Below are 14,591 nucleotides of genomic sequence, written 5' to 3'. Positions count from 1 at the left end.
GAACCGATACCCCTTCAGATCGCGTCAGAAAGCCACCTGCGGGTGACTTTCTGCGGATGAAGAATGGATCGGACCGGAGGCCGCTTTGCCGCTCACGGGCTTCCCAATCGATCAACTTTTGGTTGATTTAAAGTTATAATACCGCAAAACGAGTGTCGCCGGGCCCGCTCAGCTGCTCGCCTTCTCCGCCTCCGGCGCGTCGGCATATTTCAGCCAGAGCGCCTTCTCGCCCATGCTGGCGACGAAGGCCGCATGGGCTTCCGCTTCGTCAGCCGTCAGGCGCGACGCGAGCGGAACGGGGCGGGGATGGGCAGCCTGCGCGGCGACCACCAGACGCGGCGCCTCGCTGGCATCCTCCACCAGGCCGATGAGGCTTGCCTGCTTGCCGCCGAGCAGTTCGCCATAGACCTCGGCCAGAAGCTCGGCATCCAGCAGCGCCCCGTGCTTCACGCGGCGCGAGCTGTCGATGCCGTAGCGGTTCATGAGGTCGTCGAGGCGGTTGCCGCCGCCGGGATGCTTGCGCCGCGCCAGCGCCAGCGTGTCCACCACCCGGTCGCGGGCGATGGTGGGGCGGCTGAGGCGCTCCAGCTCCGCATTCAGGAAGCCGATATCGAACGCCGCATTGTGGATCACCAAAGTATCTTCGGCGATGAAGTTCAGGAATTCGTCGGCAACGTCCTTGAATTTCGGCTTGTCGGACAAGAATTCGGCGGACAGGCCGTGGACGTTGAACGCCTCCACCGGCATGTCCCGCTCGGGATTGATATAGACGTGGAACACCGTGCCGGTGAGGATGCGGTTGACCATCTCCACGCAGCCGATCTCCACCAGCCGGTCGCCGCCATAGGCCTCGAGGCCGGTGGTCTCGGTGTCGAGCACGATCTCCCGCATGGGGTCCCCTCTTCCTCAGCCGGCCACGCGGCGTCCCGGTCCCGACAGCGCCCGCACGATCCCAGCCACCTGGTGGGCCGCCGCCGGGAAGCCCCGGCCAGTGTCGATGACGAAATGGGCGCGGCGACGCTTTTCCGCGTCCGGCATCTGCTTGGCCACAATGGTCTCGAATTTTTCTTCCGTCATGCCGGCCCGCTCCAGCACGCGGGCGTGCTGCACAGCTTTCGACGCGCTGACCACAGCCACCGCATCCACGCGCCCGGCGCCACCGGTCTCGAACAGCAGCGGAATGTCCAGCACCACCAGCCGCGCCCCAGCTCCACGGGCCTTGGCAAGGAAGGCTTCCTCCTCGGCGCGGACCAGGGGATGGACGATGGCTTCCAGCCGTTTCATGGCCTCGGGGTCCGCCAGCACGCGGACGCCCAGCGCGGCGCGGTCGATGGCACCGTCCCGTGTCACGCCGGGAAAGGCCGCCTCCACCGGCTCAACCGCCGCCCCGCGATAGAGTGCGTGCACGGAGGCATCGGCGTCATGCACCGGCACGCCCATGGCGCGGAACAGGCCCGCCGTGGCCGACTTTCCCATGCCGATGGAACCGGTGAGGCCGAGGATCCACATGGTTCAGGCCGCCAACTGGCCTTTGGCCCGGAGATCCGCGATCAACACCTCGCGCAATTCGGGGGTCACTTCCGGGCGCACGCCGAACCAGCGCTCGAAGCCCGGCACCCCCTGGTGCAGCAGCATGCCGAGGCCGTCCACGGTGCGCAGTCCACGCGCCGCCGCCGCCGTCAGCAAGGGCGTGAGGAGCGGCACATAGACGATGTCGCTCACCACCGCCTCGGGCTTGAGACGCGACAGGTCGATGGTGAGCGCGGAGGCGCCCTTCATGCCGAGCGACGTGCAGTTCACCAGGATGTCGGCATCCGCCATCACGTCGGAGGCTTTGTCGAAGGCCAGCGGAACGACCTTTTTGCCGAACGCCGCCGCGATGGCCTCGGCCCGCTCCAGCGTGCGATTGGCCAAGACCACCCGCTCGAACCCGCGCTCAACCAGCGCATGGACGATGGCCCGCGAGGCACCGCCTGCCCCCAGCACCAGCGCCAGTTTGCGCGCGCCGTCCCAGCCCGGAACGGTGGCATCCAGATTGGCGATGAAGCCGTAGCCGTCGGTGCTGGCTCCGCACAGCCGGCCGCCGTCGAGCCACAGGGTATTGGCGGAGCCCAAGATCGCCGCGCTCTCGTCCGCCTCGTCGAGGACGGAGAAGGCGATTTCCTTGTTGGGGGCGGTGACATTGCAGCCGGCATAGCCGCGCGCGGCAAGGCTGCGGTAGAATTCCGCCGCCTGCGCCGGAGGCACTTCCTCCCGGCCATACTCACCATCAATGCCATAGGCCTTCAGCCAATAGTCGTGGAGCAGCGGCGACCTGGAATAGCTGACCGGCGAGCCGGTGATGCACACGCGCACCGTCACGGCAAAAGCCCCTGTTCCCGGAAGAACGGCAGAAGCTGCAGCAGCGGCAAGCCGAGGATGGTGAAATGGTCCCCGTCCACCCGGGTGAACAGGTGCACGCCCACCGATTCCAGCTGGTAAGCGCCCACGGAGGTGAGCACCCGCGGCCCGGCGGCCGTGATGTAGGTATTCAGTGCCTCGTCGCTCAAAGGCCGCATGGTGAGAAAGGCGCTGACCACCGTCTCGAACAGGATCGCGCCGTCGCGGGCCACCGCCACCGCCGAATGCAGGGCATGGGTCTGGCCTGCCAGTTCCTGAAGCTGCAGGCGCGCCGCCTCGAGGCTGGCGGGCTTGTGGTAGATCTTCGGCCCCAGCGCCAGGGTCTGGTCCGCCCCCAGCACCAGGCGCCCCGGCGCTGCGCGCGATCCGGCGAGCGCCTTCGCCCGGGCCAGGATCACCGCGATGCCGGCGGGATCCACCGCGCCCGCCTCCGCCTGGATGGAGCGTTCGTCCACCTCGGCGGCCACGGTTTCCACAGGCACGCCGGCATGGACGAGAAGGGTCAGGCGCGTCGCGCTCTTGGATGCCAGGACGAGCGGCTGTTCATCACGCCACACAAGCTCTCTCCTCTGCTGCTCCGCGCCGGCCGGAACCGATGCCTGTTCGGGTTTCCCCCAAAGGCGGCCGGGGTGCAAGCTGTGCTCTCGTCTCATACCAATGGCGCATGAGCTTTGCTCAAAGCCATTGGTCAAGCCCGCGCGGCGCCCGGCTCCGGCCATTGCCGGATCCGGCATTAACATCCACAACTCGGGAACACCCGAGTTGTGGCGCGACCCACTTGGCATCGGTCGAAGACCGAGGCTGACGGTCTCAGGTCTCGGCGATGGCCCGGCGCCGGCGTTCGCTGTAGAGCGCGTAGATGGTGGCCGCAGTCTCTTCCACCGACCGGCGGGTGACGTCGATGAGGGGCCAGCCGTTGCGGGCGCATAGGCGCCGCGACAGGATGATCTCCTCGTTCACCGCCTCCCGGTCGATGTAGGACGCGCCCAGATCCGCCGCATTGAGCCCGAGCAGGCGGTTCTGGCGGATCTCGACGATGCGCTCCGGGCTCGCCACCAGGCCGACCACGAGCGGCTTCTTCAGCTTCTCCACCCCCGGCGGCAAGGGCACGCTGGGCACCAGCGGGATATTGGCGGTCTTGATGCCGCGATTGGCGAGATAGATGGAGGTGGGCGTCTTGGAGGTCCGGGACACCCCGAGCAGCACCACGTCGGCGCTTTCGAGGTCGTCCGTCATGTGCCCGTCGTCGTGCATGACGGTGTAGTTCAGCGCATCGATGCGCTTGAAATAATTGGCATCCAGCGAGTGCTGCCCGCCGACGCGCGGGGTCGGGCTGCCGCCGAGATAGGACTGGAACAGCTGCACCACCGGCGCCAGCACCGACATGTAGGGCACGCCCAGCTCGCGGCAGCGCTCCTTCAGCCGCTCGCGGATCTCCTTGTCCACGAGCGTGTAGAGCACGATGCCGGGATTATTCTCCACCTCGTTGAGCACCCGCTCCAACTGCTTCATGGAGCGAATGAGCGGGTAGACGTGCTCGATGGGCAGCACGTTCGCATACTGCGCGCAGGCCGCCCGCCCCACATTGATGAGGGTCTCGCCCGTGGCATCGGAAACGAGGTGGAGATGGAAGAAACTCTCGCTGGGCGTTTTCACAGTCACAATTATCCACCGCTCCTGTGGAACACTGTTGAAAAAGGCACGCCCGATGACGCCGTGCAAGTGCGGGCTCTGGATAACCCTGAAATCCATCCACACCCAACCCGTCCGGGACGGATTCCATGCACCCCCTGTGCGTCCATGTGGACACCGTTCGCCGACCCCCGCGTTAATCCTTTGTTAACCGGCCTTTCGCCGGCTTCGCACCTGCGGCAAGTGGGCCTTCGGAAATGGGGATGCCTGTGGATCGGTTGTCGAGAGCCGCTCACATCGTTAATCAACCGTTAAGACTCCAAAGACTCTCTCTCTTTAAAAGAATCTAGTTAGATTGAAGGACCGGGATGACCGCCGCGCTCGAGACACGATCCCCCTTCCTGCGGGTGCTCGACGGCACCCCGCTCGATCCCCCGCCGCTCTGGATGATGCGGCAGGCGGGGCGCTATCTTCCCGAATATCGCGCGGTACGGGCTGAGGCCGGTGACTTCCTCACCCTGTGCTACACGCCGAAGCTCGCCGCCGAGGTGACGCTCCAGCCCATCCGCCGCTATGGCTTTGATGCGGCCATCATCTTTTCGGACATCCTGGTGGTGCCCCACGCCCTCGGCGTCGGCCTCACCTTCGAGGCCGGCGAGGGCCCTCGGCTGACCCCGGTGACGGACCGGGAAGGCGTTGCCGCCCTCAAAGACCGGCTGGACCCTGACAAGGTGGACCCGGTCTACGAGGCCATCGCCTCCGTGCGCGCCACCCTTCCGGCCGAAGTGGCGCTGATCGGCTTTTGCGGCGCGCCCTGGACCGTGGCCACCTACATGGTGGCGGGCCAGGGCACCGACGATCAGGCCCCCGCCCGCATGCTGGCCCTGCGCGACGAAGCTTTGTTCCAGAGCCTCATCGACCGGCTGGTGGAGGCTTCAATCGTCCATCTGGCGGGGCAGGTGGCGGCCGGAGCCGACGTGGTGCAGATCTTCGATACCTGGGCCGGCGTGCTCGATCCCTCTTCGTTCGAGCGCTGGTGCGCCGAACCCCTGCGCCGTATCGTCGCGGGATTGAAGGCGCTGTATCCTCATGTGCGGGTCATCGCCTTCCCAAAGGGGGCGACGCTGGAGGCGCTGGAACGGCTGGCCGATACGGGCATCAATGCCATCGGCCTGGACTGGTCGGCGGATCGGCAAGCGGCCCGGCGGCGGTTGTCCGGCCGCGTGGCGCTCCAGGGCAATCTGGACCCGCTGCGTCTCATCGCCGGCGGTACGGCGCTGGAGGACGAAGTGGCGCGGATTCGCGACGATTTCTCCGGCGCGCGGCACATCTTCAATCTCGGCCACGGCATTCGCCCCGAAACGCCGCTCGACCATGTGGAAAAGCTGGTGGAAGCGGTGCGCCGGGCGCGCTGATCCATCTCAAGGTCAGGACCCTGATGGCTCACGATTTATATAGCTGGATCAAGGCGCTGCACGTCATCGCCGTCATCTCCTGGATGGCGGGGATGCTCTATCTGCCGCGCCTCATGGTCTATCACTGCGCCGCCGAAGCCGGCTCGGTGCAATCCGAGACCTTCAAGGTGATGGAACGGCGGCTGCTGAAGGCCATCATCAACCCCGCCATGATCGTCACCTGGCTCGCCGGGCTTTATCTGGCCTATGCCGGCGGCTGGTATGTGGCCGGCTGGTTTCACGCCAAGTTCGCCCTGGTCCTCGTCCTGTCCGGCTTCCATGGCGCCCTGTCGCGCTGGGTGCGCGACTTCGGCGAGGACAAAAATACCCGCCCGGCCCGTTTCTATCGCATTGCCAATGAGGTGCCGACATTGCTGATGGTCGGCATCGTCATTCTCGTGGTGGTCAAACCGTTTTGATGCACCCTTGACCGGAAGGAGGACTTGCGCCGCCTTCCTCACCCGCTTATCTTGGGGGCGCTTTCCTAAACGCAGGCGAACGCGCTTCCTTCAGTCCGGTGCTGTCATTAGCCCGGCCGGCGTGTCAGGCGGCAGGCTGCGTGCCCCGGCTTCCCCTGAAGACCTGCGACCCCGTCCCTCCCCCCGCCGGCCGTGCCTGATCGTTGCGATCGGCTTCGGCACACTCAAGATTTATCGAGGCTTTCCCTTATGCGGGAAGTGAAACTTCAAGACCTTAAGTCCAAGACCCCCGTCGAGCTCCTCGCCTTTGCCGAGGAGAGCCAGGTGGAGAACGCCAGCACCCTGCGCAAGCAGGAGCTCATGTTTGCCATTCTGAAGCAGCTGGCGGCCACCGAAACCGAGATCATTGGCGAAGGCGTCGTCGAGGTGCTCCAGGACGGCTTCGGCTTCCTGCGGTCGCCCGAGGCGAACTATCTGCCGGGACCGGACGACATCTATGTCTCCCCGTCCCAGATCCGGCGCTTCGGCCTGCGCACCGGCGACACGGTGGAAGGACAGATCCGCTCGCCGAAAGAAGGCGAGCGCTATTTCGCGCTTCTCAAGGTCAATACGATCAATTTCGAAGACCCCGAGAAGACGCGCCACAAGATCAACTTCGACAATCTGACGCCGCTCTATCCCGACGAGCGCCTCAAGCTGGAGCATGAGGAAACCGTCGGAAAGAAGGATTTCTCGCCGCGAATCATCGATATCGTGGCGCCCATCGGCAAGGGCCAGCGCGGTCTCATCGTGGCTCCGCCCCGCACCGGCAAGACGGTGCTGCTGCAGAACATCGCCAAGTCCATCACTGCCAATCATCCCGAATGCTTCCTCATCGTGCTGCTCATCGACGAGCGGCCGGAAGAAGTCACGGACATGCAGCGCTCGGTGAAGGGCGAGGTGGTCTCCTCTACCTTCGACGAGCCGGCCACCCGCCATGTGCAGGTCGCCGAGATGGTGATCGAGAAGGCCAAGCGCCTGGTGGAGCACGGGCGCGACGTGGTGATCCTGCTGGATTCCATCACCCGCCTCGGCCGCGCCTACAATACCGTGGTGCCGTCCTCCGGAAAGGTGCTCACCGGCGGCGTGGACGCCAACGCCCTGCAGCGCCCCAAGCGCTTCTTCGGCGCGGCGCGCAACATCGAGGAAGGCGGTTCGCTGACCATCATCGCCACCGCGCTCATCGAGACCGGCTCGCGCATGGACGAGGTGATCTTCGAGGAGTTCAAGGGCACCGGTAACTCGGAAGTCATCCTCGACCGCAAGGTCTCGGACAAACGCGTGTTCCCGGCCATCGACATCACCCGCTCGGGAACCCGCAAGGAAGAGCTTCTGGTGCCGGCCGACACGCTCAAGAAGATGTACGTGCTGCGCCGCATCCTCAATCCCATGGGCACGGTGGACGCCATCGAGTTCCTGCTCGACAAGCTGCGCCAGACCAAGACCAACGCGGACTTCTTCGATTCCATGAACACCTGAGGGGGGCGCCTGCGCCCTCCATGGTTGGTGCAAGATGCAGTCGTCATGCCCCCCGGGGCGTGGCGGCTGTGCCGTTTCGGGGGCCTGAACAAAGCGCCAACAGGACCGTTCGGCCGATTCGCCCCGCTTGTGTTCCGGTGCTGTTCGCCTGCCGGCGCTGATCTGTCCCGATAAGGGATGGGAGGCCCTCGCGGGGGAACAGGCGTGCAACTGGCCGCCTCATCCGATTCGCGCCCTGTCTGTTCCGGTCGCGTTCCCCCATGAGCGGCGGCCTGTGTCAATTCGGGACCTTTCCCGAGGCGCCCTTTCCGTTTCGCGCCCGAACTCCTATCTTCAAGGAAACGCGCGGCCCCACCCGCAGCTTTTCTTTTGAGGATTGAGCCATGTTCATTCAGACCGAAACCACGCCGAACCCGGCAACCCTCAAGTTCCTGCCCGGCCGTTCGGTGCTTGGGGAAGGCACCCTCGACCTGCGCTCCCACGAGGATGCGGACCTTTCCCCCCTCGCCCAGCGCCTGTTCGATGTGCGCGGTGTCGCGGGCGTGTTCCTGGGGTCGGATTTCGTCACCGTCACCAAGGCGGAGGCGGAATGGCCGCAGATCAAGCCGGCCATCCTCGGCGCCATCATGGAACACTTCATGTCCGGCGCCCCGGTGCTGTCCGATGGCGTGAAACCCGAAGCCGCCGATGCTGACGAGTTCTACGAGGCGAAGGACGCCGAGATCGTCGCCACCATCAAGGAACTGCTCGACACGCGGGTGCGCCCGGCGGTGGCCAATGACGGCGGCGACATCACCTTCCGCGGCTTCAAGGACGGTATCGTGTTCCTGAACATGAAGGGCTCGTGCTCCGGCTGCCCGTCCTCCACCGCCACCCTGAAGAACGGTATCGAGAACCTTCTCAAGCACTTCGTGCCGGAGGTTGCCGAGGTCCAGGCGGTATAAAGGTCAATTGCCGTTAACCTTTCTGTAAGGTGAGCGTTCGGGGTCGCTTCCCCTCGCCACGGTTTCGGTTGATCGTGGCGAGGAGTGGGGCACCCGGTTTCATGTTCGTTCTAGCCATAGATACGGCGCTTGCCGCCTGCTCCGCCGCGGTGCTCGACACCGAGACGGACAGCATTGTCGCCGGCGATTCGCTGCTCATGGAGCGCGGCCACGCCGAGACGCTGATCCCGCTCGTGGAGCAGGTGATGGCGGCGGCAGGCCTTGATTTCGAGCATTTGTCACGCATCGCCGTCACCATCGGGCCCGGCAGCTTCACCGGGCTCCGGGTCGGGCTTTCGGCCGCCCGCGGCTTCGGGCTCACCTCCAACCGGCCGGTGGTTGGGGTGACGACGCTGGCCGCTCTGGCTGCCCCCTATCTTGCCCAGGATGATGCGGTTCCGGTGGTCACCGCCATCGATGCCCGGCACGGCCACGTTTTTCTCCAGATGTTCGGCGTCGGTGCCCGCACCCTGATCGCCCCGCGCGTCACCAGCGTCCGGGAGGCCGCGCGCTCGGTTGCCATCGGCGCGGTGCGCCTCGTGGGCTCGGGCGCGGCCCTGGTGGCGGAGGCCTGGCCGCCGGCCGAGCAGCCGCCCCTGCTGGTGGACGAAACCCCCGCCCCGGATGTGGCCTGGGTGGCGCGGCTCGGCGCCGTGGCCGATCCGGAAGCCGCTGAGCCCCGCCCGCTCTATCTGCGCTCGCCCGACGCCAAGCCGCAGGACAAGGCGCGCGTCGCCCGCCGATGATCGGCCTTCTCGAACGCTTCTTCCCGCCCCGCCCGCCGCTGCTGCGGGATGCGGTTGCGGCCGACATGCCGCATCTGGCCGCCATCCACGGCCGCGCCTTCGCCCGCGGCTGGGGGACGGACGAGTTCGAGCGCCTGTTGTCCGACCGGGCGGTGCGCGCCCATGTGGCGACGCTCGGCACCCGGCGCCCGCCGGTGGGTTTCATCCTGTCCCACGTGGTGCCGCCGGAAGCCGAGGTGCTCACCGTTGCCGTGGTGACCGATCGCCGCCGCCGGGGCATCGGCCGGGCGCTGGTGTCCCACCATCTGGCGCGCCTCGCCGCCGAGGGGGTTTCCACCTCGTTCCTGGAGGTGGAGGAGGGCAATTTGGCCGCGCGCACCCTTTACGAGCATCTTGGCTACCGCGAAGTGGGGCGCCGGCGGGGCTATTATGCCGGTGGCGCGGACGCCCTGCTGCTGCGGCGGGATTTTTGAGGCACATCCGCCCCCTTGCAGGGATCGGGCCGGGGGGCGATAAGGCGTCTGTCCCGTTGGATCGCGGAGGTTCCGCTTGAGCGGCAGCAACATGAGCGTCATCGAGGAAGCGTGCCTGGCCAAGGGCATGAGGATGACGGAGCAGCGCCGGATCATCGCCCGCGTGCTGTCCGGCGCGCAGGACCATCCTGACGTGGAGGAACTGCACCGCCGTGCCGTCGCCATCGACGACAACATCTCCATCTCCACCGTCTATCGCACGGTGAAGATGCTGGAAGATGCCGGCATCATCGAGCGCCACGATTTCGGCGACGGTCGTGCCCGCTACGAGCAGATGCCGGACGAGCACCACGACCATCTCATCGACCTGAGATCCGGCCGCGTGATCGAATTCCGCTCGGAGGAGATCGAGGCGCTGCAGGAGGCGATCGCCCGCCGCCTCGGCTTCAAGCTGCGCGGCCATCGTCTCGAGCTTTATGCCGTTCCCCTCGAAGAGGACGAGAAATCGTGACGCCCGCCCGCGAGCCGGCGGGCGAGGCCACGCGCCTCCCCCTCGAATTCGGCGGCCTGGAGCCCCTGGGGCCTGAGCAGCCGGCGGTCTCGCGGTTTCTCGATCGCCTGAGAGCGGCGGCCGTGCTGGTTCCGGTGGGACTGGTGACGGCGGTCGGCATTCCGCTGCAATGGCTGTCGCTGAAGCTCTCGCTGCCCACCCGCCGCAGCATCCCGCAGCTTTACCACCGCATCCTCCTGAAGTTCCTCGGGGTACGGGTGACGGTGAAGGGGGCGCCGGCGGCCGACCGGCCCTTGCTCATCCTCGCCAACCATTCCTCCTGGATCGATATTCCGGTGATCGGGTCGCTTACGCCGCTGGTGTTCGTGGCGAAGAGCGAGGTGGGGCGCTGGCCGCTCATCGGGCTTCTGGCCAAGTTCCAGCGCACGGTGTTCGTGGATCGCCAGCGCCGGCACGCCACCGGCGAAGTCAACCGCACCATCGCCGAGCGCCTGCAGGACGGCGACCCGGTGGTGCTGTTCGCGGAGGGCACCTCCAGCGACGGCAACCGAGTGCTGCCGTTCCGCACGGCGCTGGTGGGTGCGGTGCGCGAAGCCATCGCCGATGGCGCCGAGGTGACGGTGCAGCCTCTCGCCGTGTCCTATGTACGCCTCCAGGGCCTGCCCATGGGGCGTCTCCACCGTCACATCGCCGCCTGGTATGGCGACATGGACCTGGCGCCGCACCTGCTGGAGGTGCTGCGCCACGGCTCCATCGACGTGGAGGTCTCCTTCGGCGAACCGGTGCGGCTCGACGAAGCTCATGATCGCAAGACCGTCACCCGCCAGTGCGAGGAGGCGGTGCGGCTCATGAGCGTCCACGCCCTCACCGGCCGGCCGCCCGAGACGGACGAGGGCACATCTCACGCCCCTGCGGTTCACGTGTCCCCTGCTCCATGACGACGCTTGCGGCTCTGGGCTTCGGCTATTGCGTCCGTCATCTGGTGGCGGGTGAGCCTGCGGCCTTTTCCCGTGTCATCGGCACCGCTCGGACCGAGGAGCGCCTTGTCGCGCTGCCCACCGGGGTGGAGCCCTTCCTGTTCGATGGGGAGAGCCTGTCCGCCGTTCTCGCCGATGCCCTCGCCGGCACCGACCTGATCATCGCGTCAGCGCCCCCGGATGCGCGGGGCGATCCGATTCTGCGCTGCGCCGGCACCGTGCTGGAGGCAGGACGACTCAGCCAGGTGGTCTATCTCACCACCCTCGGCGTCTATGGCGACCATGGCGGCGGCTGGGTGGATGAGACGACCCCCCCGCGCGCCGGTAGCCCGCGCCTGGAACGGCGGCTCGCGGCGGAAGACGAGTGGTTCGCCTTCGGGCAGAAGCGCGGCATTCCGGTTTCGGTGTTGCGCCTCGCCGGCATCTATGGGCCCGGGCGGAATGCGCTGGAGCAGCTCAGGGCGGGAGAGGCGCGGCGCATCGACAAACCGGGCCAGGTGTTCAACCGCATCCATGTGGCGGACATCGCCCGGACCATCAGCGCGGTGGTGGACCGGCGCTTCGATGGCATCCTCAACGTCACCGACGACCTGCCCGCCCCGCCCGGCGATCCCATCGCCTATGCGGCCGGGCTTCTCGGCCTGCCGGTGCCGCCGGCCATCCCGTTCGATGAAGCGGCGCAGGACATGAGCCCCATGGCGCTGACCTTCTGGGCCGCCAACAAGCGCGTGGCCAACCGTCGGCTCAAGGACGAGCTGGGTGTGAGCCTTGCCTATCCCACCTATCGCGAGGGCCTTACGGCGCTTCACGATTCGGGCGCCTGAGGCCATCGGCGCGACCTGAGCCAGACCGGATCAGATCCGCTCGAACGTCAGGTAGGTGGGACTGCGTCCCTCCTCCAAAGCCTTCGCTTCGTAGCGGGTGCCCGGCCAGTGGGGATAGGGCTGGCGCCAGTCGTCGGCCCGCTCCGCGGTCCAGCGGAAGGCACCGTGGGCGCGCACTTCGGCTAGGGTCCAGCCTACATAATGGGGCACGTCGGATGCGAAGCGGAACAGTCCGCCCGGTCGGATGGCGCGGGCGAGACGGTCCAGATTGTCCGCTCGGACGAACCGGCGCTTCCAGTGGCGACGCTTGGGCCAGGGGTCGGGATAGAACAGGTCGGCGCCGTCGAGGCTCGCCTCCGGAAGGCGATCCAGCAGCAATGCCGCGTCCTCGCCAAACAGGCGGATGTTGGTGAGCCCGGCCTTTTCCAGGTCCACCAGCATCCGCGCCATGCCGTTCACGAACGGTTCGGCGCCGATGAAGCCCATGTCGGGCCGGCGCGCGGCGTGGGAGATGAGATGCTCGCCGCCGCCGAAGCCGATCTCCAGCCACAGGCCACTGATGTCGTGGGGGAACAGGGCGGCCGGGGTTCGCACCTCTTCGAGGGCGAAGCGCCACGTGGGCAGGAGGCGCACCATGGCGTCCTGCTGGGCGCCGCGCAGCGACTTGCCGATGCGCCGGCCGTAGAAGGCGCCGTGACGTTCCGTTTCTTCGGTCATGTCCTGCATGTCATGACGGATCCCGACGATGCGGTGGCATCCGGGATCCCTTCGCTCCGTCGCCGCGCCATCCCGTTCGGCCGTCCGCCCGCAGGTCCGGGCGCGGCGACCAAGGGAATTGTGCTGTCAGGCCACGGCGGACTTGAGAGCGTCCACGAGGTCGGTCTTCTCCCAGGAGAAGCCGCCGTCCGCTTCCGGCGCGCGGCCGAAATGGCCATAGGCGGCGGTGCGGGCATAGATGGGCTTGGTGAGGCCCAGATGCTCGCGGATGCCACGGGGGCGCAGGTTGATGACCTCGCGCAGCACGGTCTCGAGCTTGGCTTCGTCCACCTTGCCGGTGCCGTGCAGGTCCACATAGACCGACAGCGGATCGGACACGCCGATGGCGTAGGCCAGCTGGATGGTGGCGCGGTCCGCGAGGTCCGCTGCAACCACGTTCTTGGCCAGATAGCGCGCGGCATAGGCGGCCGAGCGGTCCACCTTGGTGGGATCCTTGCCGGAGAAGGCGCCGCCGCCGTGGGGCGCGGCTCCGCCGTAGGTGTCCACGATGATCTTGCGCCCGGTCAGGCCGGTGTCGCCGTCCGGTCCGCCGATCACGAACTTGCCGGTCGGATTGACGTGCCAGACCGTGTCCTTGGAGATCCAGCCCTCGGGCAGGGTGGCGCGGATATAGGGCTCGACGATGGACTTCACGTCGTGGGACGACAGGTTCTCGTCGAGGTGCTGGGTGGACAGCACGATCTGGGTGACACCCACCGGCTTGCCGTTCTCGTACTGGACGGTAACCTGGCTCTTGGCGTCGGGGCCGAGGGCGTGGGTCTCGCCGGACCGGCGCGCTTCCGCCAGCGTCTTCAGGATCTTGTGGGCGTAATAGAGGGGCGCCGGCATCAGCTCCGGCGTCTCGCGCACGGCGTAGCCGAACATGATGCCCTGGTCGCCCGCGCCCTCGTCCTTGTTCCCCGCGATGTCCACGCCCTGGGCGATGTCGGCCGACTGGGCGTGCAGCCGCACGTCGATGTCCGCCTTCTGCCAGTGGAAGCCATCCTGCTCGTAGCCGATGTCCCTGATGGCGAGGCGTGCGACGTGGGTGAGCAGGTCGCGGGTGATGGTGGAGGGGCCGCGCGTCTCGCCCGCAATCACCACCTTGTTGGTGGTGGCGAGCGTCTCGCAGGCGACGCGGATCTGGCTGGGGTCCCAGCCTTCGACGGCGGCGGTGCGGAAGAAGGTATCCACCACCTCGTCGGAAATGCGGTCGCAGACCTTGTCAGGATGGCCTTCGGAAACCGACTCACTGGTGAACAGATAGGACTGACGCGCCATGTCTCCGACCCTCTTCTCCGACCCTCTTGCGCCCGCGCCGCGTTGCGGTCCCTTCTTGTGGCAACGCGGCAGCGAGCGGTCAAGGTCGGTTGTACGAAATCGTTCGTCAAAAAGAACGGTTCAGGTCGGCGTCTCGGCTTCTCCGGCGATGGCAATGACCAGTTCCACGATCCGACGGCGAACCTTCGGGTCGGCGATGCGCATGAAGTTGCGGGTGAGCGTCAGCCCGTCCGAGGTCGCGAGGAAGTCGGAGACGTAGGCGGGCGACTGGTCTTCAGAGAAGCCTTCTCCCTCGGGTCCCACGGTCGGAGCGCCTTCGAAGAAGAACGCCACGGGAACGCCGAGCACGATCGAGATCTGCTGAAGCCGGCTTGCTCCTATGCGATTTGTGCCCTTTTCATATTTTTGGATTTGTTGAAAGGTAATTCCGAGATGCTCGCCGAGCTTCTCCTGGCTCATGCTGACCATCATCCGCCGCATGCGGACGCGCGAGCCGACGTGCTTGTCAATAGGGTTCGGCGCCTTCTTGGCCATGGTCTCTCCGGCTATGTCGGAAAAGATTAATCATTACTTCGCGGTGCGAAGGCTGCCCTGATTGCCGGCGAACATAGGCATAC

Annotated in this window: 17 protein-coding genes; 9 read left to right on the top strand and 8 right to left on the bottom strand. The window is 66.6% G+C overall.

The window, feature by feature from the left end:
- Positions 1 to 168 precede the first annotated feature (168 nt).
- The 5 genes from dnaQ to FZ033_RS20940 all read right to left on the bottom strand — a co-directional run bounded on the left by dnaQ (position 169) and on the right by FZ033_RS20940 (position 4,062).
- Positions 169 to 891 carry a DNA polymerase III subunit epsilon gene (dnaQ, locus tag FZ033_RS20960; RefSeq protein ID WP_149577996.1) on the bottom strand — a complete coding sequence of 241 codons (723 nt, stop codon included), beginning with the start codon at positions 889 to 891 and terminating at the stop codon, positions 169 to 171.
- Between the two features lie 15 nt (positions 892 to 906).
- On the bottom strand, positions 907 to 1,509 hold the full coding sequence (gene coaE, locus FZ033_RS20955) for a dephospho-CoA kinase (RefSeq protein ID WP_149577995.1): 603 nt from the start codon (positions 1,507 to 1,509) through the stop codon (positions 907 to 909).
- A gap of 3 nt (positions 1,510 to 1,512) precedes the next feature.
- On the bottom strand, positions 1,513 to 2,361 hold the full coding sequence (locus tag FZ033_RS20950) for a shikimate dehydrogenase (protein ID WP_149577994.1): 849 nt from the start codon (positions 2,359 to 2,361) through the stop codon (positions 1,513 to 1,515).
- Positions 2,358 to 2,957, bottom strand: a complete 600-nt coding sequence (locus FZ033_RS20945; RefSeq protein ID WP_149577993.1) for a Maf family protein — start codon at positions 2,955 to 2,957, stop codon at positions 2,358 to 2,360. The genes FZ033_RS20950 and FZ033_RS20945 overlap by 4 nt, the downstream gene beginning before the upstream one ends.
- 253 nt (positions 2,958 to 3,210) lie before the next feature.
- Positions 3,211 to 4,062: a pyruvate, water dikinase regulatory protein gene (locus FZ033_RS20940; RefSeq protein WP_149577992.1), complete on the bottom strand. Its 852-nt coding sequence runs from the start codon at positions 4,060 to 4,062 to the stop codon at positions 3,211 to 3,213.
- 338 nt (positions 4,063 to 4,400) lie between these two features.
- Between FZ033_RS20940 and hemE the strand changes: the two genes are divergently transcribed.
- The 9 genes from hemE to FZ033_RS20895 all read left to right on the top strand — a co-directional run bounded on the left by hemE (position 4,401) and on the right by FZ033_RS20895 (position 11,937).
- The gene (gene hemE / locus FZ033_RS20935; protein WP_188079607.1) at positions 4,401 to 5,447 is read left to right on the top strand and encodes a uroporphyrinogen decarboxylase; all 1,047 of its coding nucleotides are present in this window, start codon (positions 4,401 to 4,403) and stop codon (positions 5,445 to 5,447) included.
- A gap of 23 nt (positions 5,448 to 5,470) precedes the next feature.
- Positions 5,471 to 5,905 carry a protoporphyrinogen oxidase HemJ gene (hemJ, locus tag FZ033_RS20930; protein WP_149577991.1) on the top strand — a complete coding sequence of 145 codons (435 nt, stop codon included), beginning with the start codon at positions 5,471 to 5,473 and terminating at the stop codon, positions 5,903 to 5,905.
- Positions 5,906 to 6,154: 249 nt separating this feature from the next.
- Positions 6,155 to 7,423, top strand: coding sequence for a transcription termination factor Rho (rho, locus tag FZ033_RS20925; protein WP_012113847.1), 1,269 nt, complete (start codon positions 6,155 to 6,157; stop codon positions 7,421 to 7,423).
- A 383-nt stretch (positions 7,424 to 7,806) separates the two neighbouring features.
- Positions 7,807 to 8,367, top strand: coding sequence for a NifU family protein (locus FZ033_RS20920; protein WP_149577990.1), 561 nt, complete (start codon positions 7,807 to 7,809; stop codon positions 8,365 to 8,367).
- A 101-nt stretch (positions 8,368 to 8,468) separates the two neighbouring features.
- Positions 8,469 to 9,152 (top strand): tRNA (adenosine(37)-N6)-threonylcarbamoyltransferase complex dimerization subunit type 1 TsaB, encoded by a 684-nt coding sequence (gene tsaB / locus FZ033_RS20915; RefSeq protein WP_149577989.1) that lies wholly within the window; start codon positions 8,469 to 8,471, stop codon positions 9,150 to 9,152.
- Positions 9,149 to 9,625 (top strand): GNAT family N-acetyltransferase, encoded by a 477-nt coding sequence (locus FZ033_RS20910; RefSeq protein WP_149577988.1) that lies wholly within the window; start codon positions 9,149 to 9,151, stop codon positions 9,623 to 9,625. The genes tsaB and FZ033_RS20910 overlap by 4 nt, the downstream gene beginning before the upstream one ends.
- Before the next feature lie 91 nt (positions 9,626 to 9,716).
- Positions 9,717 to 10,136, top strand: coding sequence for a Fur family transcriptional regulator (locus FZ033_RS20905; RefSeq protein ID WP_149578073.1), 420 nt, complete (start codon positions 9,717 to 9,719; stop codon positions 10,134 to 10,136).
- Entirely contained in the window at positions 10,133 to 11,074 is a 942-nt protein-coding gene (locus FZ033_RS20900; RefSeq protein WP_331251201.1) for a lysophospholipid acyltransferase family protein, read from the top strand. Before FZ033_RS20905 ends, FZ033_RS20900 begins: the two co-directional genes overlap by 4 nt.
- Positions 11,071 to 11,937: an SDR family oxidoreductase gene (locus FZ033_RS20895; RefSeq protein ID WP_149577987.1), complete on the top strand. Its 867-nt coding sequence runs from the start codon at positions 11,071 to 11,073 to the stop codon at positions 11,935 to 11,937. The genes FZ033_RS20900 and FZ033_RS20895 overlap by 4 nt, the downstream gene beginning before the upstream one ends.
- Positions 11,938 to 11,967: 30 nt before the next feature.
- On the opposite strand, the gene trmB is transcribed toward FZ033_RS20895, so the two are convergent.
- The 3 genes from trmB to FZ033_RS20880 all read right to left on the bottom strand — a co-directional run bounded on the left by trmB (position 11,968) and on the right by FZ033_RS20880 (position 14,508).
- On the bottom strand, positions 11,968 to 12,663 hold the full coding sequence (gene trmB / locus FZ033_RS20890; protein WP_408068501.1) for a tRNA (guanine(46)-N(7))-methyltransferase TrmB: 696 nt from the start codon (positions 12,661 to 12,663) through the stop codon (positions 11,968 to 11,970).
- Positions 12,664 to 12,780: 117 nt separating this feature from the next.
- Positions 12,781 to 13,974, bottom strand: a complete 1,194-nt coding sequence (gene metK / locus FZ033_RS20885; protein ID WP_149577985.1) for a methionine adenosyltransferase — start codon at positions 13,972 to 13,974, stop codon at positions 12,781 to 12,783.
- A 120-nt stretch (positions 13,975 to 14,094) separates the two neighbouring features.
- Positions 14,095 to 14,508 carry a helix-turn-helix domain-containing protein gene (locus FZ033_RS20880; protein WP_149577984.1) on the bottom strand — a complete coding sequence of 138 codons (414 nt, stop codon included), beginning with the start codon at positions 14,506 to 14,508 and terminating at the stop codon, positions 14,095 to 14,097.
- Positions 14,509 to 14,591 lie beyond the last annotated feature (83 nt).

Source organism: Xanthobacter oligotrophicus, from assembly GCF_008364685.1.
Classification (GTDB): Bacteria; Pseudomonadota; Alphaproteobacteria; order Rhizobiales; family Xanthobacteraceae; genus Xanthobacter; species Xanthobacter oligotrophicus.
The sequence above is the reverse complement of the archived record's forward strand: the minus strand, read 5'-3'. Positions and strand labels throughout refer to the sequence as shown.

Bases quoted from the DNA above. Each gene is read 5' to 3' on its own strand.
- dnaQ (WP_149577996.1), bottom strand. From the start codon at position 891: ATGCGGGAGATCGTGCTCGACACCGAGACCACCGGCCTCGAGGCCTAT.
- coaE (WP_149577995.1), bottom strand. From the start codon at position 1,509: ATGTGGATCCTCGGCCTCACCGGTTCCATCGGCATGGGAAAGTCGGCC.
- hemE (WP_188079607.1), top strand. From the start codon at position 4,401: ATGACCGCCGCGCTCGAGACACGATCCCCCTTCCTGCGGGTGCTCGAC.
- hemJ (WP_149577991.1), top strand. From the start codon at position 5,471: ATGGCTCACGATTTATATAGCTGGATCAAGGCGCTGCACGTCATCGCC.
- rho (WP_012113847.1), top strand. From the start codon at position 6,155: ATGCGGGAAGTGAAACTTCAAGACCTTAAGTCCAAGACCCCCGTCGAG.
- FZ033_RS20920 (WP_149577990.1), top strand. From the start codon at position 7,807: ATGTTCATTCAGACCGAAACCACGCCGAACCCGGCAACCCTCAAGTTC.
- tsaB (WP_149577989.1), top strand. From the start codon at position 8,469: ATGTTCGTTCTAGCCATAGATACGGCGCTTGCCGCCTGCTCCGCCGCG.
- FZ033_RS20910 (WP_149577988.1), top strand. From the start codon at position 9,149: ATGATCGGCCTTCTCGAACGCTTCTTCCCGCCCCGCCCGCCGCTGCTG.
- FZ033_RS20905 (WP_149578073.1), top strand. From the start codon at position 9,717: ATGAGCGTCATCGAGGAAGCGTGCCTGGCCAAGGGCATGAGGATGACG.
- FZ033_RS20895 (WP_149577987.1), top strand. From the start codon at position 11,071: ATGACGACGCTTGCGGCTCTGGGCTTCGGCTATTGCGTCCGTCATCTG.
- trmB (WP_408068501.1), bottom strand. From the start codon at position 12,663: ATGCAGGACATGACCGAAGAAACGGAACGTCACGGCGCCTTCTACGGC.
- metK (WP_149577985.1), bottom strand. From the start codon at position 13,974: ATGGCGCGTCAGTCCTATCTGTTCACCAGTGAGTCGGTTTCCGAAGGC.
- FZ033_RS20880 (WP_149577984.1), bottom strand. From the start codon at position 14,508: ATGGCCAAGAAGGCGCCGAACCCTATTGACAAGCACGTCGGCTCGCGC.